This window comes from Paenibacillus sp. GM2FR (assembly GCF_002803325.1).
Taxonomy (GTDB): Bacteria; Bacillota; Bacilli; order Paenibacillales; family Paenibacillaceae; genus Paenibacillus_AQ; species Paenibacillus_AQ lautus.
The window spans coordinates 608,279-631,016 of the sequence record NZ_MKZM01000008.1; the positions used below are offsets into that span (position 1 = coordinate 608,279).

At 49.3% G+C, this 22,738-nt stretch carries 19 protein-coding genes; 17 read left to right on the forward strand and 2 right to left on the reverse strand.

Features of this window, described 5'->3' with window-relative positions:
* Window positions 1-166: 166 nt before the first annotated feature.
* From PAEVO_RS02905 to PAEVO_RS02945, 9 genes are all read left to right on the forward strand, one after another.
* On the forward strand, window positions 167-1,252 hold the full coding sequence (locus PAEVO_RS02905; protein ID WP_100536199.1) for a Gfo/Idh/MocA family protein: 1,086 nt from the start codon (window positions 167-169) through the stop codon (window positions 1,250-1,252).
* Window positions 1,253-1,297: 45 nt separating this feature from the next.
* A complete protein-coding gene (locus PAEVO_RS02910) occupies window positions 1,298-2,266 on the forward strand; it encodes a sugar phosphate isomerase/epimerase family protein (RefSeq protein ID WP_100536200.1) in 969 nt (322 codons plus the stop codon).
* Window positions 2,267-2,312: 46 nt separating this feature from the next.
* Window positions 2,313-3,035: a ThuA domain-containing protein gene (locus PAEVO_RS02915; protein WP_100536201.1), complete on the forward strand. Its 723-nt coding sequence runs from the start codon at window positions 2,313-2,315 to the stop codon at window positions 3,033-3,035.
* Window positions 3,036-3,211: 176 nt separating this feature from the next.
* Window positions 3,212-3,880, forward strand: a complete 669-nt coding sequence (locus PAEVO_RS02920) for a uracil-DNA glycosylase (protein ID WP_100536202.1) — start codon at window positions 3,212-3,214, stop codon at window positions 3,878-3,880.
* A gap of 146 nt (window positions 3,881-4,026) precedes the next feature.
* Window positions 4,027-4,347 carry a winged helix-turn-helix transcriptional regulator gene (locus PAEVO_RS02925; protein WP_071223811.1) on the forward strand — a complete coding sequence of 107 codons (321 nt, stop codon included), beginning with the start codon at window positions 4,027-4,029 and terminating at the stop codon, window positions 4,345-4,347.
* Window positions 4,348-4,529: 182 nt separating this feature from the next.
* Complete coding sequence (locus PAEVO_RS02930; protein WP_100536203.1) at window positions 4,530-5,207, forward strand: hypothetical protein; 678 nt, start codon at window positions 4,530-4,532, stop codon at window positions 5,205-5,207.
* Window positions 5,208-5,388: 181 nt separating this feature from the next.
* Window positions 5,389-7,827: a nitrite reductase large subunit NirB gene (nirB, locus tag PAEVO_RS02935; protein WP_100536204.1), complete on the forward strand. Its 2,439-nt coding sequence runs from the start codon at window positions 5,389-5,391 to the stop codon at window positions 7,825-7,827.
* 96 nt (window positions 7,828-7,923) lie between these two features.
* Window positions 7,924-8,241: a nitrite reductase small subunit NirD gene (nirD, locus tag PAEVO_RS02940; RefSeq protein WP_100536205.1), complete on the forward strand. Its 318-nt coding sequence runs from the start codon at window positions 7,924-7,926 to the stop codon at window positions 8,239-8,241.
* Between the two features lie 47 nt (window positions 8,242-8,288).
* Window positions 8,289-9,077: a formate/nitrite transporter family protein gene (locus PAEVO_RS02945; protein ID WP_100536206.1), complete on the forward strand. Its 789-nt coding sequence runs from the start codon at window positions 8,289-8,291 to the stop codon at window positions 9,075-9,077.
* Window positions 9,078-9,476: 399 nt separating this feature from the next.
* On the opposite strand, the gene PAEVO_RS02950 is transcribed toward PAEVO_RS02945, so the two are convergent.
* Both PAEVO_RS02950 and PAEVO_RS02955 read right to left on the reverse strand, forming a co-directional pair.
* The gene (locus tag PAEVO_RS02950) at window positions 9,477-9,635 is read right to left on the reverse strand and encodes an asparagine synthase (RefSeq protein WP_100536207.1); all 159 of its coding nucleotides are present in this window, start codon (window positions 9,633-9,635) and stop codon (window positions 9,477-9,479) included.
* An 87-nt stretch (window positions 9,636-9,722) separates the two neighbouring features.
* The gene (locus PAEVO_RS02955; protein ID WP_100536208.1) at window positions 9,723-10,448 is read right to left on the reverse strand and encodes a Crp/Fnr family transcriptional regulator; all 726 of its coding nucleotides are present in this window, start codon (window positions 10,446-10,448) and stop codon (window positions 9,723-9,725) included.
* 275 nt (window positions 10,449-10,723) lie between these two features.
* On the opposite strand from PAEVO_RS02955, the gene adhE reads away from it, so the two are divergent.
* From adhE to PAEVO_RS02995, 8 genes are all read left to right on the forward strand, one after another.
* A complete protein-coding gene (gene adhE / locus PAEVO_RS02960) occupies window positions 10,724-13,333 on the forward strand; it encodes a bifunctional acetaldehyde-CoA/alcohol dehydrogenase (RefSeq protein WP_100536209.1) in 2,610 nt (869 codons plus the stop codon).
* Window positions 13,334-13,653: 320 nt separating this feature from the next.
* Entirely contained in the window at window positions 13,654-15,900 is a 2,247-nt protein-coding gene (pflB, locus tag PAEVO_RS02965; RefSeq protein ID WP_100536210.1) for a formate C-acetyltransferase, read from the forward strand.
* Window positions 15,901-15,943: 43 nt separating this feature from the next.
* A complete protein-coding gene (gene pflA, locus PAEVO_RS02970) occupies window positions 15,944-16,687 on the forward strand; it encodes a pyruvate formate-lyase-activating protein (RefSeq protein ID WP_100536211.1) in 744 nt (247 codons plus the stop codon).
* 206 nt (window positions 16,688-16,893) lie between these two features.
* Window positions 16,894-18,252 carry an ABC transporter substrate-binding protein gene (locus tag PAEVO_RS02975; protein ID WP_100536212.1) on the forward strand — a complete coding sequence of 453 codons (1,359 nt, stop codon included), beginning with the start codon at window positions 16,894-16,896 and terminating at the stop codon, window positions 18,250-18,252.
* Between the two features lie 91 nt (window positions 18,253-18,343).
* The gene (locus PAEVO_RS02980; protein WP_100536213.1) at window positions 18,344-19,228 is read left to right on the forward strand and encodes a carbohydrate ABC transporter permease; all 885 of its coding nucleotides are present in this window, start codon (window positions 18,344-18,346) and stop codon (window positions 19,226-19,228) included.
* Window positions 19,228-20,055 carry a carbohydrate ABC transporter permease gene (locus PAEVO_RS02985; RefSeq protein WP_100536214.1) on the forward strand — a complete coding sequence of 276 codons (828 nt, stop codon included), beginning with the start codon at window positions 19,228-19,230 and terminating at the stop codon, window positions 20,053-20,055. Before PAEVO_RS02980 ends, PAEVO_RS02985 begins: the two co-directional genes overlap by 1 nt.
* Before the next feature lie 22 nt (window positions 20,056-20,077).
* On the forward strand, window positions 20,078-21,934 hold the full coding sequence (locus PAEVO_RS02990; RefSeq protein WP_100539306.1) for a cache domain-containing sensor histidine kinase: 1,857 nt from the start codon (window positions 20,078-20,080) through the stop codon (window positions 21,932-21,934).
* The gene (locus PAEVO_RS02995; protein WP_100536215.1) at window positions 21,912-22,697 is read left to right on the forward strand and encodes a response regulator transcription factor; all 786 of its coding nucleotides are present in this window, start codon (window positions 21,912-21,914) and stop codon (window positions 22,695-22,697) included. The genes PAEVO_RS02990 and PAEVO_RS02995 overlap by 23 nt, the downstream gene beginning before the upstream one ends.
* Window positions 22,698-22,738: the final 41 nt, after the last annotated feature.

A 22,738-nucleotide genomic window follows, 5' to 3' on the forward strand; every position in this document is an offset into this window, starting at 1 on the left:
GGCAGCCCGGTTCATATTCTTGTACACTGGTTATGAACGACATGCAAACCAGCTTCTGACGGATCTGACAGGATTGTGAGTTCTTGGAAATGGTCCGCATGAAAGCGTTGCACTAATATTTGGAGAGCATCCAAAATGATCAAATGCCTATGGGGAGGAAATGGACATGTCGAAATCGTTGAAGATCGGAATTATCGGTTGCGGGGGAATCGCCAACGGCAAGCATATGCCGAGCTTGAAGAAGCAGGCACAGGCCGAATTGGTCGCTTTTTGCGACATCGTAGAAGAGCGTGCGCAGAAGGCGGCTGCCGAATACGGGGTTGAAGGCGCAAAAGTTTACACGGATTTCAGAGAATTGCTGCAAGACGGCAGCATCGATGTTATCCATGTATGTACGCCGAACGATTCGCACTCCGAGATTACGGTTGCATCCTTGGAAGCCGGCAAGCACGTGATGTGCGAAAAGCCTATGGCGAAGACCGTTTCCGAAGCCAAAGCCATGCTGGACGCCGCAAAGCGTACAGGGAAAAAACTTACCATCGGTTACAACAACCGTTTCCGGGATGATAGCATGTATCTGAAAGGCGTCTGTGAGGAAGGCGATCTGGGCGAGATCTACTACGGTAAAGCGCTGGCTGTTCGCCGCCGTGCCGTTCCGACCTGGGGCGTATTCCTTGACGAAGAGAAGCAAGGCGGAGGTCCGTTGATCGATATCGGTACCCATGCACTGGATTTGACCTTGTGGCTGATGGACAACTACAAGCCGAAGAGCGTGCTTGGATCCACGTTCCATAAACTTGGTCAACGCGAGAATGCGGCGAATGCGTTCGGTCCTTGGGATCCGAAGGAGTTCAAGGTAGAGGATTCGGCATTCGGGTTCATCACGATGGAGAACGGCGCAACGATTATTCTGGAATCCAGCTGGGCCCTTAACGTCGTTGAGACGGGCGAAGCCAAAGCCGTGCTGGCGGGTACCGAAGGCGGAGCTGACATGAAGGACGGTTTGCGTATTAACGGCGAGAAAATGAGCAGATTGTATGAAACCAAAGTGGATTTGAATGCCGGCGGCGTAGCGTTCTATTCCGGTTCCAAGGAAAATGATGCGGACCGTGAAGCCAGAATGTGGCTGGAGGCTATAATTGAGGATAAGGACCCTGTGGTTAAGCCGGAGCAAGCGTTTGTGGTAACGCAAATTCTGGAAGCGATCTATGAATCGGCGAAGACCGGAAAAGCGGTTTACTTCGATAACTAAATCTTACAATCACAACTAATACTTAGATAAACCAGGAGGTATACAATGAAATTAGGCGTATTTATGGTATTGCTGAGCGGACGTAAATTGGAGGATGCATTGGACTACGTGGCATCCAAGGGACTTAAAGCGGTTGAGATCGGAACAGGCGGTTATCCGGGAAACGCGCATTGCAACCCGGCCGAGCTGCTGGAGAATGAAACCGCGCTGAAAAACTTCAAAAATGCGGTAGAATCCCGTGGGTTGATCATTAGCGCACTGAGCTGCCACGGCAACCCGCTTCATCCGCAAAAGGCAATAGCGAAAGAGTTCCATGACACGTACGTAAAAACGGTAGAACTTGCCGAGAAGCTTGAAGTACCTGTTGTTAATACATTCTCCGGCTGCCCGGGCGACCATGAGGATGCTAAATACCCGAACTGGCCGGTTGCACCTTGGCCTAACGACTACCAAGAGATTCTGACTTGGCAGTGGGATAACAAGGTCATTCCTTACTGGACCGAATGGGGTAAATTTGCCGCAGATCGCAATGTGAAGATTGGTTTGGAATTGCACGGCGGCTTCTCCGTTCATACGCCAGGCACGCTGCTCCGTTTGCGTGAAGCCGCAGGCGAAGTGATTGGTGCCAACCTGGATCCGAGCCATATGTGGTGGCAAGGGATCGATCCTGTTCAAGCGATTCAAATTTTGGGTCGCGAAGGGGCAATCCACCACTTCCATGCGAAGGATACAAGCATTGACCCGATCAACGTGAACAAACACGGTCTGACCGATATGCAGTCTTATGCCAACATGCTGGATCGCGCTTGGCAATTCCGCAGCGTAGGCTACGGACATGATGTGAAGGAATGGGCGGATATGATGAGTGCCCTTCGTCTGGTTGGATATGATTATGTCGTAAGCATTGAACATGAAGATGGATTGATGTCCATAGAAGAAGGCTTCTCCAAAGCGGTGCAAAACCTTCAGCAAGTGCTGATCGAAGAGCCGCTCGGAGAAATGTGGTGGGTCTAACAGCGTAGAGGAATAGCCGAAATAAGCAATTAGGGGGAACAGCAACATGCTTAACGTAACCATTTGGAATGAATTCGTACACGAGAAAATCCATGATGAGGTTCGCAGCGTTTATCCGGCGGGGATTCACACTGCTTTGGCGGAGGGTCTGCAAAATCCGGATTTCGTTATCAGAACGGCAACGCTTGATCAGCCGGAGCATGGATTGACGGATGATGTACTGGATTCAACCGATGTGCTGTTGTGGTGGGGGCATATGGCTCATGACCAGGTAAGTGACGAAATCGTAAGCAAGGTCGTTAAGCGCGTGCAGGATGGGATGGGTCTGATTGTTCTTCATTCCGGACATTTTTCCAAGCCGTTCAAAGCATTGATGGGCACAAGCTGCGATTTGAAGTGGCGCGAAGCAGGAGAACAGGAAATTATTTGGAGCGTGAATCCGACGCATCCGATTGCGGCCGGAATTACGGGGCCGATCATCATTGAGCACGAGGAAATGTACGGGGAGTTCTTTGATATTCCAGCCCCAGATGAGCTGGTATTTGTCAGCAATTTTGAAGGCGGCGAAGTATTCCGCAGCGGTTGCACGTTCAAGCGCGGTCATGGGAACATTTTCTACTTCCGTCCGGGGCATGAGACCTATCCAACCTACTACAACCCCGAAGTGCTGAAAGTGATCACGAATGCGATTAACTGGGCTTATTCCACGGCAGGTAAGCAAACCTTCGGCAACAGTCAGCCGGTTCGTGCGCTTCCCGTTTTAGTCTAAGCTACGAGCAGCGTTTTTTAAGAAGCAATGAGTTAACGAGTCGTTCAGGGGGCAATCCTTGAGCGGCTCGTTTTATCGTTGGCGGTGAATGTTCACCGAAATGTTTTTGCCGGCTAGGGATAGAATATACCTAAGTATGGGGTATTGTATGATATACAAGAAGGGGGGCTGTACACATGAGTGAAGTACAAAGCGCACCTGTAGATCCCGCAACCATCGCCATATGCCAGGCCAAGCTTGTCCATCAACCCGTTGAGGGCTTCCTGCTGGGGAGAGGAGTCCGCTTCGCCAAGATTATGTTTATTGGGGAAGCCCCCGGCGCCCATGAAGTTCTGGAAGGCTTACCTTTTGTAGGGCAGGCCGGACAAGAGATGAATGCCTACCTGGAACGCCTGAACCTGACCCGGGAGCAAGTCTATATTACCAGTGCCATGAGAAGCAGGCCCTATAAGGAAAAGCTAATCGTGAGGTCCACGGGCGAGCGTGTCATCAGCCGCTCCAATCGGACACCGACGAAGGCGGAAATATTGGCCCATGCACCTTTGCTTGATGAAGAGATTCGATGGGTTCGCCCGCACATTATCGCACCCATGGGAAATACGGCGCTGCACCGGTTAATCGGAAGCCATGAAACGGTGACATCGCTGCACGGCAAACTGATGGAGGGCCCGGTCCAGCAAGCAGCAGATCCGGAGAATCCCGGTGGGGGCTATATGTTTTCAGTGGAAACCTATAAGATATTCCCTCTGTTCCATCCAGCGGCCGTACTGTATAATAGGAAATTATCCACTTTGATCGAGGAAGATTTGGATATTTTGGCTCGTATATTATGGGACAAACGCTGATTTTATGGGAAAAAGGGGCTAGGTGGTTTTCAGTTTCTCGGAAATGTGCTAAAATGAAACATACTTACAATTCGTAAGTTTTCTAGATTTTGATTAAGCTTATGAGTTTCTATAAACAAGGTGACTTCGTAAAGAGGTGAAGGGATATGGAAGTTACAAATGTTACGATGTGTCCCCGTTTTGAATCTGCATTTTCTTTTCTGGGCAAACGGTGGAACGGTTTGATTATTCAAACGTTGATGAGCGGGCCTAAGCGCTTTAAGGATATTTCGAATTTGATTCCGTCCATGAGCGATAAAATGCTCTCTGAGCGGATGAAGGATTTGGAATGTGAAGGCATTTTGATTCGTCATGTCTATCCGGAAACACCGGTACGTATTGAATATGAACTGACTGAAAAAGGCAAAGCACTGCGTCCGGTGATGGAGCAAATTGCATCCTGGGCAGAACAATGGGTCGAAAGATGAGTCATCTTAAGACTCCCCTTGATGATTAAACCCTGGCATGAGACATCCTCATTTCAGGGTTTTTTTTCTAAATGGAAGTATGATTCCTGTTTCTTTACGGCAAGAATAGGTGGACATGCACCAAGCGGACGCAGCTGCTATATAATGTGAAAAACCCAGCAGCATATCAAGGAGGCGAGCCCATGACCAAGCGAACGTATATCTCCCGTTTCCATTATGGACAAGAGGACATCTCAGAACTTGAAAACGCTTCATTAAAAGTGCTTCAAATTTTTGAGAAAACCAAGCGGATGCTGAGCCAGTATGTGCCGGACTCCCTGTGGCTAGCTGTGTCTGGAACAAGCCCGGGATCTGCAGAATCCGTTTACCCAAGCAGTGCCGATGCTGCAGGCATGTTTCAGAAATGGGTCAAAGCCCCCGGCGGATGGAAGTTCATTGGTTATGAAACCGATAGATTGAATGCGTCCACCGGGCAGAATATAGGACGAACGGGAAGATTCCTGCAGATGATCATCTGGTCACTCTATGAGAAAATCGCGATGCTGCATCCCATCCTTGGCAGTGAGCCGTTTTTTGACGGGGAAGAGCTGGATGTGATCGCGAATTATTTTGTGCCTACGTATATCAGCGCCGTACCGTTGGTGGAACAAGGAAAGGCCTTTAAGACCATTCAGGCCGACATTGTTCTGTATCAGGAGCATATTCAGGCACCTGCCGTCATTATGCAATCGGATCGTGGCTTATTGGAGGGGAACTGGATGACCGGGGTGAACTTGGACGCGAAGGGGTTTGCCGGGATTCGTCCTTATTTGAAGGTTCCTAACGGCGAACGAGCCTATATGGAAGCCGATATTATATAGAGAGCATTTTTCATCATAACCTTGTTCCGATGCGGACAGGGTTATTTTGTATATTTGTTTAAAATTTTAACGATTTATGTGAAATATATCACAAAAATTAATGACGTCAGACGATATAATTTATGTGAAAGGAACGGAATACCACGATCACTAGATAAATGTGTTGGGGAGGAATCAAACGATGTCCAATATAAAGAGAGAAAAGTTAGTTGTCATTGGCAACGGTATTGCCGGGATTAGTACGGTCGAGCAAATCATTAAATTGGGGGGGAATTTTGACATCACCGTCATTGGACAAGAGCCTCATCCGAATTATAACCGCATCATGCTGTCGTATGTGCTGGAAGGCAGCAAAACCTTGGATGACATTGTATTGAATGATTGGAAATGGTACGAGGATAACCATATCACTTTGCACACGGGTGCCACTGTAACTGCCATTGATGGAGAGCGCAAGGTCGTGACAGCCGACAACGGATTGACGGTGCCTTATGACAAAGTCATGATAGCTACGGGCTCGAAGCCCTTTATTTTACCCGTACCGGGAAGTGACAAAGAAGGCGTTATTGGTTTTCGAAACATTGCCGATTGCACGCAGATGCTTCAAGCCGCTAACGCATACAAGAAAGCGGCTGTCATTGGCGGGGGACTTCTGGGACTGGAAGCGGCCAAGGGATTGGTCAGCCTGGGCATGGAGGTGACGGTAGTTCATCTCATGCAGGATTTAATGGAGAGCCAGTTGGACTCGATGGCATCCGGCATGCTGAAAAGGGAGCTTGAACAGCAGGGTATCAACTTCTTATTAGGCAGGCAAACAACCGAAATATTGGGAGATACCAGAGTTACGGGACTCCGGTTCAAGGATGGGGATGAGCTTGAAGCCGACCTGGTGGTGATGGCAGTGGGCATCAGAGCGAACACCGCGATCGCCCAAGCGAGCGGAATCGAAGTGAACCGGGGCATCGTAGTCAATGATTATCTTCAGACTTCCTGGCCGGATGTGTATGCGGTTGGCGAATGCTGTGAGCATCGGGGCGCATGCTACGGCCTGGTTGCACCATTGTTCGAGCAGGGACAGGTATTGGCGAAGCATCTATGCGGTGTGGAAGGCAAGCCTTACGAGGGAAGCATTGTATCGACGAAGCTGAAAATCAGCGGGGTTGATGTATTCTCTGCCGGAGAATTCATGGAGCAAGCCGAGCACTCGGTGATTACCGCAAAAGATGATTGGCGCAAGACCTATAAGAAAATATTAATTCGCGACAATATCATCGTTGGGGCGATATTGTTCGGAGATGTGAGCGATTCGGCAAGCCTTCAATCCATGATTCGGAAAAAGACAGCCATGACGGATGAGATTTACGATTCGATCATGGGTACTGACAGCGCAGGAACAGGAAATGGCAAGGCATTTTCACTGGAGAAGATGCCCGATGATGAAATCGTGTGCGGCTGCAACGGCGTAACCAAAAAAGCCATTGTGGATGCCATTACTCTACAGGGTTTTACGACAGTGGATGAGATCAAAGCTTGTACAGGAGCTACCCGCTCGTGCGGCGGCTGTAAACCTGTTGTGGAGCAAATACTCCAGAGCGTATTGGGCGATGGCTTTAAGGCGGCAGGCAAACAAGGCATATGCCCATGCACAACCCTCGATCGGGACGAAATCGTCGCCGAAATCCGCGCCAAGGGGCTTACCACGACGAAGGAAGTCATGCATGTTCTGGAGTTCAGCAACCCGGAGGGCTGCTCGAAATGCCGTCCTGCCATTCATTATTATCTGGCGATGCTGAATCCGGTAACCCATCAGGAGGAGAGAGAATCCCGATTTGTCAACGAACGGATGAACGCCAACATTCAGAAAGACGGCACGTACACGGTAGTCCCAAGAATGTACGGCGGCGTTACCACACCGGAGGATTTGAAGAAAATCGCGGATGTATCGCTTAAATATAATGTGAAGGTTGTCAAGGTTACCGGCGGACAGCGTCTGGACCTCATCGGTGTTAAGAAGGAAGATTTACCGAGTGTTTGGGAAGAGCTCGATATGCCGTCGGGTTATGCTTATGCCAAATCGCTGCGGACCGTGAAGACCTGTGTAGGTTCCCAATTTTGTCGTTTCGGTACGCAGGATTCGATGGGCATGGGGGCATTTCTCGAGGAGAAATTCGAAAGACTGGATTTTCCGGCGAAATTTAAAATGGCGGTCAATGGATGTCCGCGAAATTGTGCCGAGTCGTGCACAAAAGACATCGGGATCGTTGGCAATGACGGTGGATGGGAAATATTCGTTGGAGGCAACGGCGGAACGAAAGCGCGTCTTGCTGATTCGTTCTGCAAAGTGAAAACGGATGAAGAGCTGATTGAAATCTGCGGAGCCTTGATGCAGTATTACCGTGAAACCGGCAAGTACCTGGAGAGAACATCGGAGTGGGTGGAGCGCTTGGGACTGGAACAAATCCAAGCGGTTATCCTGGATGATCCCAAGCAGCGTAAGGAACTGGTGGAGAGAATTGAGCTCGCCCTGCAGCAAGTCGAGGATCCTTGGAAGAAAGTGCTGAACGACGAGAAGCTGCGCAATACATTATTCGAGGATGCAAGACCGGTCAGCAGCAAATAAAAGAGGGAGGAATAGACTTCCCTCTTGCCGCCTGAACATCGAGAGCTTTTTCGCAGTAAGGATGAGGATAGAAAAGAGAAGTGGAGGTTATATGTTATGGAAACCGGAAGATTTATTACGGTAGGGAATGAAAATGATTTTCTGTCACAGCTCGGAAGGGTGGTCCAACTTGGAGACCGGGAGATTGCCGTCTTCCGGACTTCGGATCATCAATGGTTTGCGCTGGATAATCAAAGCCCACATCCCAAAGGAGGGCCGCTCTCAGAAGCCATCGTATCCGGGCACTACATCTACGATCCGTTATACGATTGGAAAATCGAGCTTTCAACCGGGCTCGTACAGGCTCCGGATCAAGGTCAGGTTCGTGTATATCCGATTCGCGCCGTGGACGGAAGGGTTGAGGTGGGTGTTTAAGGCCAGCAATCGCATAATCAACAGACGATATCAAGGGGTGGTATCCCATGTTTAAAACCGATGTGGAAGCCGTCGTCAATGCCGCCGTCGGGAAAAAAGAGCAGATGAATCACAATCTGCTGCGCTATATGGTATCGGCTATGCTGGCGGGCGCGTATGTCGGCATTGGAATTGTATTGATCTTTAAGCTGGGGGCGCCGCTGGCAGCTGCCGGTTCACCTTTCCAATCCCTCGTTATGGGAGCTGCATTCGGGATTGCGCTCACGTTGGTGGTGTTCGCCGGATCCGAGCTGTTCACCGGGAATCATATGTTTTTTACGATAAGCACCTTATCCGGTCGAACGACGATGGGGGATACGCTGAAAAACTGGGTGCTCGTGTTTATCGGCAATCTGGCAGGGGCGATTCTGCTCAGCTATCTGGTGTATGCTTCCGGCCTGTTCAATGGCCTGGCACCGGACCATCTCATCTTCACGGCTGCCGCCAAGAAAATGAATGATCCGTTTATGGAGCTGTTCTTCAGAGGCATCTTGTGTAACTGGCTTGTCTGTCTGGCCTTGTGGATGGGAATTCGGGCCAAGGGAGAAACGACAAAGCTGATCTTAATATGGTGGTGTCTGTTTGCCTTCATTGCAACAGGGTATGAGCATAGCGTAGCCAATATGACACTTCTGACGCTCGCGACGATTTTACCAGGGCATCCCGAAACCATTTCCATCGGCGGATGGATCAGCAACATGGTGCCGGTCACGCTGGGGAACATCCTTGGCGGTGGATTGTTTGTAGGGATGGCTTACTGGTTTATCTCATCGGGAAAAGGGAGCAAGCAAAAGTAGGCTGTCGTAGGCGGTAGCGAACCTTGGAGCGGGATGAATGATAGCTGTGGCATCCGCTGCCTTGGGGAGTCAGCCATAAAGATTCTCGGTTGCCCAAGCGGTCGACCGCTTCATTCACCGTGCGAACGAGATGTTGTGGAGGAATTCCATCCTCCAAGTTCATTGTCAGATGAAGTTTTACCTGATGAATAAACAAAGAAACCGTTCTTGGTTAATGGTCCGTCATTCTTCCATTTGCCAAGAAACGGTTTCTTTTTTTGTATATTAATAGAGCGGGGGAATCCGCTTTTTAGATACGTCATCGCTGGAGCGAACAGGAGGGCGCTAGCATAAATAAGCTGTCCTCCTCAGTCATTGAACTGAAAGGACAGCTATGCGAATCTTGTCTTCCCAATCGTTTTACCGATGTTCCACGAGGTCAATCGCACCGAGCACGATATGAGCCAGTCCGAAGCCGAGAATACCGGTGGCGGCAAGTTTATACCTGCTGCCAAGCAGAGCGGCACCCGAAGCAGAAACCACAGTTCCAAGAACAGCAGGAATCAAACCTTCACGCATGCTGAGCACTCCCTTTAATTGGTTTGGAAAGACAAGGTTTATTGTAAGCAGATGGCTGTAAATTATGCACAGAAGGGAGCAGGCCGGTTAAATCCGGCAGATTTCGTTCGGACACAGCTCGCAATGGCAGATTTCCTGCAGCATCGGAAGATCTTTAATGACAATCATCCCGCCGGCATATTCGATGGCATCTTTTTTGCGTAAGTCACTCAGCATCCGGTTCACGCTTTCTCGGGTTGCCCCAATCATGTTCGATAGATCGGTGTGGGTAATCTTCTTGTTGATGAGAATGGTATCATCCGCTTGATGCTGCCCGTAGGTATTGCTCAGACGGATGAGCGTCGACGTTAAAGCACCGGGCTTTCCGTACATCATAAGATCACGGAATTTAGTCTGGGTGATGCGGTGGTGAATGCCCATCCACTTCATAAAATCAATGGCAAAGTCGCAATGCTGACAGATCAGCAGCTCCAGATCCTTATGCTCGATGACTCCGACAACACTGTCCTCAAGCACCTCTGCCGAGAAACTGTGGTTGTTGCTGAAGAATGGATCGGCTTGACCGACCATGTCTCCTGGATGGTACATATATAGAATAAGCTCTTTGCCTTCATCCGTCGATTTGGTTAATTTAATTCTTCCTTGTTTAACGAAGTACAGCTTGTCGGCGAAGTCACCTTCCCAGAACAAATGGGATCCTTCAGGGAGTACCCTTTCCTTCATGGTGACCAGCAGACGGTTGCGGTTTTGTTCCGAGAAGCACTGCGTGTTCCCTAAGTTTTCGATTTCCATTACATGGTCTACAGTATTCATGTTGGTATCCCCTAACATCCTAAAATTTGATCTGTTTAATCTTTAAATACATTATAACGTGAAAACATTCACTTTTGGGGGAGAATAAGAGGGAAATCGTGGCGAATTTTCAAACTTTGTGATCTCTTTCACTTGAAAGGAGGGAAAGACAGGTATAAATCACACAGAAAAGATAAATTTTAATATTGTGAAATATTTCACATGATTTTAGAAACAGCTGTGTTACGATCGAGGCGTAGAGAAGAAAGAACACGAACCATGGGAGGATGAGAGATATGGCTGTGAGCAAAGGAACGGTTGAAGTTAAAGGACAAACGGCAGCAGAGTACATTCAGGGTCTGATTGACAAGGCAAATCGGGCCAAAGAAAAGTTTATGGAATTGAATCAGGAGCAAGTCGACGGGATTGTACAGTCGATGGCCATGGCAGGCCTTGAGAAGCACATGCAGCTGGCGAAGATGGCGGTTGAGGAAACGGGACGCGGCGTGTACGAAGACAAAATCATCAAGAACCTGTTTGCCACAGAGTATATCCACAACAGCATCAAATATGACAAGACGGTGGGTATCATTGAAGACAACGCTTATGACAGCTTTCAAAAAATAGCGGAGCCGATCGGGATTATCATGGGGATAACCCCGGTAACCAATCCGACGTCCACGACGATATTCAAAGCGCTGATCTCCATTAAAACAAGAAACCCGATCATTTTCGGATTCCATCCATCCGCTCAGGCCTGCAGCCGGGAAGCTGCGCTGATATTGCGGGATGCCGCCGTGAAGCAAGGTGCTCCTGCCGATTGCATCCAGTGGATCGAAGCTCCTTCCATGGATAAAACCAATGCGCTCATGAATCATCCTGACGTCGCCTGCATTCTGGCTACGGGCGGTTCGGCGATGGTTAAAGCGGCATACAGCTGCGGCAAGCCGGCCCTCGGCGTAGGACCAGGTAACGTGCCCTGCTTTATAGAGAAGAGCGCCGACCTGGATCAGGCGGTGAACGACTTGATTTTGTCCAAAACCTTTGATAACGGCATGATCTGCGCTTCGGAGCAGGCTGTCATTATCGAGGAGCCTATATATCATACAGCGAAGAAAAAAATGATCGCCAGCGGCTGTTATTTCGTCAACAAGGAAGAACTGGCGAAGCTGACTGCGCATGCGATGGTATCGGAGAAATGTGCAGTCAATCCATCCATCGTCGGAAAGCCGGCCGCTAAAATTGCCGAGGCATGCGGTTTCGAGGTGCCGGAAAGCACCAAGATCCTGGTCGCCGAGCTGGAAGGGGTCGGTCCGGCTTATCCGTTGTCCGCCGAGAAGCTGAGTCCGGTTCTGGCCTGCTATAAAGTAAAGGACGCCGAGGAAGGCATAAGACGCGCAGAAGAGATGGTTGCTTTTGGCGGCATGGGTCACTCGTCGGTGATACACTCGCACAATGAGGACATCATCATGAAATTCTCGGATCGGATGAAAACCTGCCGCATCCTGGTGAACCAGCCTTCTTCGCAAGGCGGCATCGGCGATATCTACAACACGAACCTGCCATCGCTGACGCTGGGCTGCGGTTCGTATGGACGTAATTCCACTTCGTCGAACGTGACGGCTGTCAATCTAATCAACGTGAAAAGGGTGAACCGCAGAACCGTGAATATGCAGTGGTTTAAAGTGCCGGACAAAATTTACTTTGAAAAAGGTTCCACGCAGTATCTTGCGAAAATGCCGGAAATCACCCGTGTCGCTATCGTTACCGACCCCATGATGGTGAAGCTGGGCTATGTGGAGCGGGTAGAGCACTATCTGCGTCAACGCAGAGTGCCGGTAGCCATCGAAGTCTTCTCGGAGGTCGAGCCGGATCCTTCGACAACGACCGTAGAACGCGGAACGGAGATGCTTGCCAGGTTCCAGCCGGACTGTATCATCGCCCTCGGCGGCGGATCGCCAATGGATGCAGCCAAAGCCATGTGGCTGTTCTATGAATATCCGGATACGGACTTTAACAATCTGAAGCAAAAATTCATGGATATCCGCAAACGGGTCTATAAATATCCGAAGCTTGGACGGAAGGCGAAGTTCGTTGCCATTCCAACAACGTCGGGAACGGGCTCGGAAGTGACTTCGTTTGCCGTCATCACGGACAAAGGGCTGGGAAATACCAAATACCCGCTGGCTGACTATGAGCTGACACCGGATGTGGCGATAATCGATCCGGAATTTGTGTACACCTTGCCTAAAACGGCGGTAGCCGATACCGGAATGGACGTTCTGACACATGCCATTGAAGCCTACGTATCGGTGATGGCCAGCGATTATACGGATGGGCTTGCCATCAAGGCCATACAGCTGGTGTTCCAGTATCTTGAGCAGTCGGCGCTTACCGGTGACAAGCTCGCCCGCGAGAAAATGCATAATGCTTCGACGCTTGCCGGCATGGCTTTTGCGAATGCGTTCCTGGGCATCAACCACAGTCTTGCACATAAGTGGGGCGGCCAGTATCACACGGCACACGGACGCACTAATGCTATCCTGATGCCTCACGTCATCCGTTACAACGCCAAGAAGCCAACGAAATTCGCGGCATGGCCTAAATACACCCATTTTGTAGCTGATGAGAGATATGCTGAAATCGCACGGATTCTGGGGCTGCCTGCAAGAACGACGGAAGAGGGCGTAAACAGTTTGATTGCCGCGATCCGGGAGCTGAACAGCAAGCTCGGTATCGAGGAGTCGTTCCAGCAGCTTGGCATCGATCCTAAAGATTTCGAGAAAAATGTTGAGCATTTGGCGGATCGGGCTTTTGAAGACCAGTGCACAACGAGCAATCCGAAGCTGCCGCTGGTGACAGAGCTCGCAGAAGTTTACCGCAATGCATTCTACGGCCGGTTCTGAATAGGATAGGTATTGAAACGCCGATCATGAAGATCTGTGAAGGTTTTGAGGTAAGGTATGCGAGACCAGGACCAGAGTGATAAAAATCACGGGAAAAGTTAAGTTTGTGATTATTATCACAGATACAAGAGATCAACAGGACTACAATAAAGGTGTAGAAGGAAGCTGAATCTCAGATCTTTGATATAGAAGCTTGAAGGCACAAGGCGGGGTAGTTGCATCATTGGTCGTGAAAATAATCACATTTAAAGATCTGAGATAGATCAAGGTGTGGCCCCGCCTGTCCTTGCAAGCCCCAGCAAATCTAGGAGGGATTCGATATGTCGGTGATTGAAAAAGAAGCAGGCTGGAAAGGTTTTAAATCAGGTAAATGGACCAAGCGAATTGACGTTAATGATTTTATTGCAGAGAACATTACTCCCTATTATGGCTCTGATGAATTTTTGGCAGGACCCACGGATAACACCAAAGCACTGTGGGATATCGTATCGGATTTAACCATAAGGGAACGGGACAACGGCGGGGTTCTGGACGTGGATGTCCATACACCTTCAACCATCACCTCCCATCAACCTGGCTATTTGGATAAGGATAAAGAACAGATTGTCGGCGTTCAGACCGATGAGCCGTTCAAGCGCTCGATTCAACCTTTTGGCGGGATCCGGATGATGATTGATGCGTGCAACGCATACGGCTTTGAAATGCCGCAGGCCGTTGTGGACATCTTTAACGGCATCCGCAAAACGCATAATCAAGGCGTGTTTGACGCCTATACTCCTGAGATGAGAGCAGCGCGCAAGGCCGGGATTATTACGGGACTTCCTGATGCGTACGGTCGCGGACGTATCATCGGTGACTATCGCAGAATATCGTTATACGGTGTAGATGCACTGATTCAGGACAAATTGAGAGAACTCGCCGAGCTTGAAGTGGATGCCATGGATGAGCCGGTTATCCGTTTGCGCGAAGAATTGTCTGAACAAATGCGGGCACTCAAGGAACTGAAGGAAATGGCGGGTATGCACGGTTTTGACATTTCCAAGCCTGCGAATACGGCGAAGGAAGCATTCCAGTGGTTGTATTTCGGTTATTTGGCTGCGATCAAGGAACAGAATGGCGCTGCGATGTCGCTTGGCCGGGTATCTTCTTTCCTTGATATTTATATTCAGCGGGATCTGGCTGAAGGCAAGCTGACGGAAGAGACAGCCCAGGAATTGGTCGACCATTTCGTTATGAAACTTCGGATCGTGAAATTCCTGCGTACGCCGGATTATAACGAGCTGTTCAGCGGGGATCCGACGTGGGTGACGGAATCCATCGGCGGGATGTCGGTAAACGGTGAGACGAGGGTGACCAAGAACAGCTTCCGTTTCCTGCACACCCTGTACAATTTGGGACCTGCTCCGGAACCGAACTTGACGGTGCTGTGGTCGGAGAAGCTGCCGGAAGCCTTCAAAAAATACTGTTCGAAGGTTTCGATCGAAACCAGTTCGATTCAATACGAGAATGATGATCTCATGCGTCCGATCTACGGAGACGATTACGGCATCGCCTGCTGTGTATCCGCCATGCGCATCGGGAAGCAGATGCAGTTCTTCGGAGCCAGAGCGAACCTTGCCAAAGCGCTGCTGTATGCGATCAACGGCGGTAAGGATGAGAAATCCGGCGCCCAGGTTGGACCGGAATATCCGGCCATCACCGCCGAGGTTCTGAGTTATGATGAAGTCATGAAGCGATTCAAGCCGATGATGGAATGGCTCGCGAAGCTCTATATGAATACACTCAACGTTATCCATTACATGCATGACAAATACAGCTATGAACGGATTGAGATGGCGCTTCACGACCGGGATATCCTGCGCACGATGGCATGCGGCATCGCAGGCCTGTCCGTAGCAGCGGATTCACTGAGCGCGATTAAATATGCGAAGGTGAAGCCGGTACGCAACGAGCAAGGGATTGCGGTGGATTTTGAAATCGAAGGCGAGTTCCCTTGCTACGGCAACAACGATGATCGCGTGGATAGCATCGCCGTTGAGTTGGTCGAAGCCTTCATGAGCATGATTCGCAAGCACAAGGCTTACCGTGATGCCATGCCGACCCAATCGGTGCTCACGATTACGTCGAACGTCGTATACGGCAAGAAGACAGGAACCACGCCGGATGGACGTAAGGCAGGCGAGCCGTTTGCTCCGGGCGCGAATCCGATGCACGGACGCGATAAGAAGGGAGCTCTCGCTTCGCTGACCTCCGTGGCCAAGCTGCCTTATGAGGACAGCCTCGACGGCATCTCGAATACGTTCTCGATCGTGCCCAAAGCACTTGGTAAAGAGAGTGATATCCGTGTGAACAACCTGGTTTCGATGCTGGACGGTTATTTTGGCAGCAAAGCGCACCATCTGAACGTCAACGTATTTGACCGGGAGCAGCTGATCGATGCGATGGAGCATCCGGAGAATTATCCGCAGTTAACGATCCGGGTATCCGGATATGCGGTCAACTTCGTCAAACTGACGCGCGAACAGCAGCTCGATGTCATCAACCGTACGTTCCACGGATCGATGTAAGAATGGAAGACAACCATAGCGGATACAGAAAGGATGACGCACCATGCTAAAAGGTCATGTACACTCCATAGAAACGTTCGGAACGGTGGACGGTCCGGGTATCCGCTTTGTGCTCTTCATGCAGGGCTGCCTCTTGAAGTGTCAATACTGCCATAATCCGGATACCTGGGGACTGCATGAAGGACGCGAGATGACGGTGGAGGACGTGCTGGCTGAGATTGAACCTTATCTGAGCTACTACCGTTCATCGGGCGGCGGATTAACCGTCTCCGGCGGTGAGCCGACATTGCAGTATCCTTTTGTCACAGAGCTGTTCAAGGAAGTAAAGCGCCGCTGGAATTTGCATACAACGCTGGACAGCAACGGCTATAATGAACCGGAGAAAATATCGGAATTGTTGGAGTTTACCGACTTGGTGCTGCTTGATCTGAAGCATATCAACGACGAGAAGCATATTAAGCTTACCGGGAAGTCCAATGAAAGGACGTTAAAGACCGCCCGCTGGCTGTCTGACCATGATCGGAACATGTGGGTCCGGCACGTCTATGTGCCGGGCATCCATGATAGCGAGGACGACTTGATTGCACTCGGTCAATTCATCCGGACGCTGCACGGCGTGGAGAAATTCGAAATCTTGCCTTACCATCAGATGGGTGTGTACAAATGGAAGGAGCTCGGCATGGCTTATCCATTGGAGGGCGTGCCTTCTCCGTCCGAGGAAGAAGTGGCACGCGCTTACCGGTTGATTGGCGAGATACCCGAGAAAATACAGACTGTCCAGAATTAATGCCACCCGTATAATACTAAACATAATATGTTATGATTAATAACAATAACCTTTCCTAGATATGGAAGGGTTATTGTTTTTTGTAGAGGATTTTATCCCTTGGATAGAAAAATATCGACCTATCGAAAAGTGGAATCGCTTTCTATAATGAAGATGTAAGGAAAGCGCCTATCAAGTATACAAACACTTCGGGAGGGTCAAAGACAATGAAGAAAAAGGGTCTGGCATTATTCATGTCGCTTCTGTTCGTCTCATCCACGCTTTTGTCTGCATGCGGCGGCGGTGACAAGGCAGCAGAAAAACCGTCAGGTGGTTCGGAAGGAACGGTGAGCAATGAGCCGTTTGAAATCACCATTCGCCATACGCAAGTAGGTGAATCCAAGAAGTTCCGTCTCGCATTGCTGAACGATGTGGTCAGTAAAACCGAAGAGGCGGTGCCCGGACTGAAAATCAAGCTGGACGCTGTAGACTCTGAAGTGAACCGTAAAGAGAAGTTGAGAGGCGAGATGGCAGCCGGTAAGCCGCCGGAAGTATTCGACGTGTTCGGCAGCCCGGATGCAGGCGTATATTCCAAAGAAGGCTTGATGCTCGATTTGACTCCGATTTTGGATGAACTGGGCATTAAAGACAAATTTACGACACTGGACCCGTTCACACATGACGGCAAGATCTACGGATTGCCAATTGGCGGTTCCATTGAAGGTATTTTCTATAACAAGGATTACTTCACACAAAAAGGCCTGAGTGTTCCAAAAACATTGGCCGAACTGGAGCAAATTGCCGAAACGATCAAAGCCGACGGCAAGATTCCTTTTGCGCAATCCTCCAAGGATGCTTGGATTCCACTCATGACCACGAATAACCTGTGGAGCTACTATGCAGGTGCGGAGGTTACTTATGGCTTCAAGACCGGAGAAACCAAATGGACGGATCCGAAAGTCGTGGAAGGTGTGAAGAAGCATCAGGAATGGGTGGAAAAAGGGTACTTCAAAAAAGGCGAGCTCGGCTTCGAATACGCGGATATGAGAAACCAAATGATCACCGGCGAAGCCGTCATGATGATGGACGGATCGTGGGCAAACTCCGTATTTAGAGATCCGGCTCAAGCAGGTGATATGGTAGGTAAGGTCGGCTACTTCAACTTGCCTCCGGTTAATGAAGGCGACCCTGTCATCGTCATGCAGGACGCAAACAACGGATATGGATTCTCCGCAGCGGTAGCAGAAGATCCTCGTAAACTTCAAGCGGTTAAAGAATTCATTAAAAATATGTGGACAGATGAGATGCAGCTTCGCGGACTGAAAGAAGACGGTGTACTGCCGGCCATGAAGATGGATCTGGCAACAATGAACTCCACTTCGGATGATCCGCTTATGCAGGACATTTTCAAAGGCGTCAGTGAGATCAACAAATCCTTCCCTGCCTTTGATGCACTTGTTCAAGCAGACGTGAACACCGCACTGAGCATGGGAATTCAGCAGGTCATCGGCGGCGAGCTTGATGCCGAGAAGATGCTGGAGAATGTGCAAGCAGCGCAAGAAGCGGCTAATGCTTCAGAGGAATAACTAAAATTCTAGACGAAAGGGCACCACCCGCTGCGGTACATGGGGGTGCCCTTTCGCCTAAACAACATCAGACATAAATACGGAGGTTACCATGAACAAAGCGCTGAGAAATCCTCTGATTTACATCGTTTTTGTGCTGCCGGCATTCTTGCTGTTTCTGGCTTTTTTCATATACCCGATCTTTACTGCGTTTGACAACAGTTTTACGAGCTGGAACGGCATTTCCAAAGATGTGAAGTACATTGGGTTCGATAACTATGTGACCGCCTTGAATGACGATGCTTTTTGGAAGGCTGTCAGGAACAACGTTTATTTCATTCTCTTTTCCTGTTTAATCCAGGTTCCGACAATCGTATTCTTCTCCCTGTTAATCGCAAACGTGAAGCGGTTGAAGGGGCTTTATAAAACGGCGGTTTTCGCACCATCCATCATGTCGACGGCTGTGATCGGCATTTTATGGGGATTCATTTACAACCCGGACTTTGGTCTGATGAATGAGATTTTAGGGCTGGTTGGAATTGAACCCATCTACTGGTTATCGGATAGCAAATGGGCCATGATTGCCATCCTGATCACGAATGCGTGGCAATGGACCGGCTTTTACATCGTGATGGTGCTTGCCGCAATTTTATCCATACCCAAAGAGCTTGATGAGGCTGCGGCAATGGATGGAGCGACAGGCGTCCAAAGAGCAACCAAAATCACGCTTCCATTAATTATGCCAATTATCTCTGTTGTAATCATGCTTTCGATTGCGGGAGCCATGAAAGCGGCGGACATTATTCTGGTTATGACTAAGGGCGGGCCGGCCGGCTCAACCGACGTTATGGCGACATATATGATTCGATATGCGATTACAAGCTTCAAGCATGGCTTTGGCAATTCGATCGCCGTGCTGATCTTCCTCTTCACAATTATCGTAACGGTGCTCTACCAGGTGCTGATCGCAAGACGCAACGAAAGGATTGAATACTGATGAGAGCAATAAAGAAACTGATCCCGCACATTTTTCTGATGGCATACCTGCTCGTCATACTGTATCCATTCCTGTTCGTCCTGTTCTCTTCCGTGAAGGTAGATAACCAGTCCATTGCAACGAACCCTTTTGGTTTGCCTAGCACGCTGGTATTTGATAACTATGTGAACGCATGGGTGAGCGCCAAGATTAGCACGTATTTCTGGAACAGCTTATACATCGGCGTGCTGTCAGCTTGCTTGTCGATTCTGTTTGCGGCGATGCTGGCCTTTGCCGTGACGCGGATGAGATACAACCGGATCAGCGCCATCGTCTTTCAATGTATTTTGATAGGCATGCTGATTCCGAATAACTCTCTCATGCTGCCGATATATGGCATGATGAGGCAGTTGGATATTTTGAATACGCATATGGCTCTGATTCTGCCGTATGTTGCCAATGCCATCCCGTTCTCGGTTATTATACTGGCTGCCTTTATGCGCTCGCTGCCCGGTGAAATCGAGGAGGCTGCGGTTATTGATGGATTGAGGTCCGGAGGGTTGTTTGCTAGAATTATCTTACCTCTGACCGTTCCGGCCATCGTTACCGTATTTATCATCAATTTCCTCGGTAACTGGAACGAATTCTTGCTTGCTAACTACTTCCTATCGAATGATGAACTGAGAACGCTGCCTGTCGGAATGGTCGGTTTCAGAGACGCCTACAATATGAACTACGCACAAATGTCTGCGGGTATCATATTCAGCGTGCTGCCGGTCCTTATCATTTATGCCGTTCTGCAAGAGAAGATCATTGAAGGCGTCACCGCAGGAAGCGTCAAGGGGTAATCCTAGGAGCAGGAGCATGCGTATGAATTTGCGGAACAAACTATTCACGGCCTTTTTGGGGCTCATTATTATTCCGTTATTTGTGCTGGGCCTATTTACATTCTTTATTACCTACAATTCGATAGAGGAAAAGTACAGCCAGCAGGCCGAATATTCGCTCAAAGCGATCAGCTACAGCATTCTGAGCGTGTTTAAGGAGATGGAGTACGTCACGGATAACGGGATTGCCACCTCCGTCTTCGCCATGGCGCTGAACGCCAAGGATCCCGATGCGCAGAACCTGATTAAGGAATCCAATGCGGACCAGCTGAAATTGAACGACAGACAGCGGAGCTTTCGGAATCTTTTATATAATCATCCAGCGATCAGTTATGCGTTTTTATATCATTTTAATAAAGAGTCATCACCGATTCCTATATTCAGTAAAGAAGATTTCAGGACGCTGCCTTATGAAGAGTTTAAGAATAGTCCCTTATATGAAGAGGTGGTTCAGCTAAACGGGATTCCCAAATGGCTGGCTCCTCACGAATTTCCGGAATTAACGGGGGCGGAGCCGGTATTTACGCAGATCAGGTTGATTAAGGATGTCACGACACTCCGCAAACTGGGGATTCTTGTGGTCCAGATCAAGAGGTGGGAGTTTGAAGAGATTTTCCGTAATCTGACACTGCCTAACAATCTGCAGAACACATCTTTTATGTTGGTCAACAATGAAGGCTTCATTTTATTTGACCCAAAAAACGATATGGATGGTCAAAATATCAGCCAATATATGAAGCGTGACGTTGAGTTTAAGCAAGGCTACCAAAGCTTTAAAGCCAAGTTTAACGGGAAAGAGAATATTGTTTCCATCTATCATCTGAATGATTACGGCTGGAATCTCGTCTCGGTGACCGACTGGAACTCGCTCTCACAGGAGGTTACTTCCTTTGCCAAGTGGTTCTTCGTCATTATGGGCCTCTGTCTGGTTACCGCGATTGTGTTCAACCGTCTATTCATGAATCGGATTACCGGGACGATCGCTGTTATCGTGCGGTTTATGCGCCGCGTGGAGGATGGGGATTTGAACGCGAGAGTTGAAGAGAAGGGAGAAGATGAGCTGCTGCTGCTGTCGAAAGGGTTCAACAACTTGATGAACCGGATCAACAATCTGTTTGCGCAGATCAAAAAGGAGCAGAGGCAGAAAACCGACGCGGAGATGCGTGTGCTGCAGGCGCAGATTAAGCCGCACTTCCTTTTTAACACCTTGGAATCGATCAATGTTCTCGCTGTCCAGAATGAAGGACGGAAGGTCAGTGAGATGGTTTACCGGCTTGCCAGCATCTTGCGGATTAGTATACAGGAGAAGGAAGAAATTACGCTGGATGAAGAAATCAGGCACTTGCAGAGTTATCTTGAAATCCAGAAGTTTCGGTTCGAGGACCTGTTCGAATACGAGATTGACGTGCCGAAAGAGCTTATGCACAGCCGCATCTTGAAGCTGACGCTGCAGCCGCTGGTTGAGAACAGCATACAGCATGGCTTTGAAGGCATTTCTTATACGGGATGGATACGGATCTCTGCATGGAAGGAGCTCGGTAATGTCATCATTCGGGTAGAGGATAACGGACTCGGCATGACCTCTGAGCAGTTGTCCATGTTTGAATATATGGTGTCCGAGGATAACGGATCCGAACAGACGACGATGCAGAATCTCAAAGTGAACCAGGAACGACGGGGACTTGGACTGCGGAGCGTGGCTGACCGGCTTAGAATTCAGTACGGGGATTATTACGGTCTGTTCATATGCTCAAGCCGCTCCGGCGGCACCGTTATACAATGCGTCATACCCAATTATGATAGGGGGGAAGGGCAGCATGTTGAAGGCATTATTAGTTGATGATGAGGCTCCCATCCTGAACAATCTCAGCAAGGTTCTGCCTTGGGAAGAGATGGGCATGAAGGTTGTCGGACTTGCCCGAAGCGGGATGGAAGCACTTGAAGTAGCGGATCAGTATAATCCCGATCTGATCCTGTGTGATATCCGGATGCCCGTCATGGATGGACTGTCCTTTATTACGAAGATCCGGGAGAAAGGAAGCCGGGCGGAAATCTTTTTGCTGACGGGGTATCAGGAGTTTGAATATGCACGGGAAGCGATTAAGCTGGGCGTCAAGGACTACATCAGCAAGCCGATTCATTACGGAGAACTCGAGATGAAGATTCGGGAGATCGGGGAGGAGATCCGCAAGAAAAGGGCGAAAGAGAAGTATTACAGCACCGTTTCGCTTATTGATGAGGCTCCGAATCCCGAAGCTGTAAAGAAAACGCCGGAACAATTGGTAACGTCGGCTTTGGAGTATATCAATACCCATATGGGGCAGGATTTGGGGATTGAGGAGCTTTCGGAGCATCTGGGCATCAGCTCCAGCTACTTCTGTTTATTGTTCAAGAACCATGTCGGACTTACCTTTGTGGAGTACCTGACGAGACAGCGGATGGAGGCTGCCAAGTTCCTGCTGGTGAACAGCGATAAGAATATCGCTCAGATCGGCTCCTTTGTCGGTTATCATGAGCGGCGGTATTTTACCAAGGTATTTCAAAAGGCTACCGGCATGACGCCATCCGAATTTCGGGAAATGTCCGGGGAGGCAACGGTATAGGTTTTGATAGGACCCATGCAGGCTGCTAAAGTCATCACTAG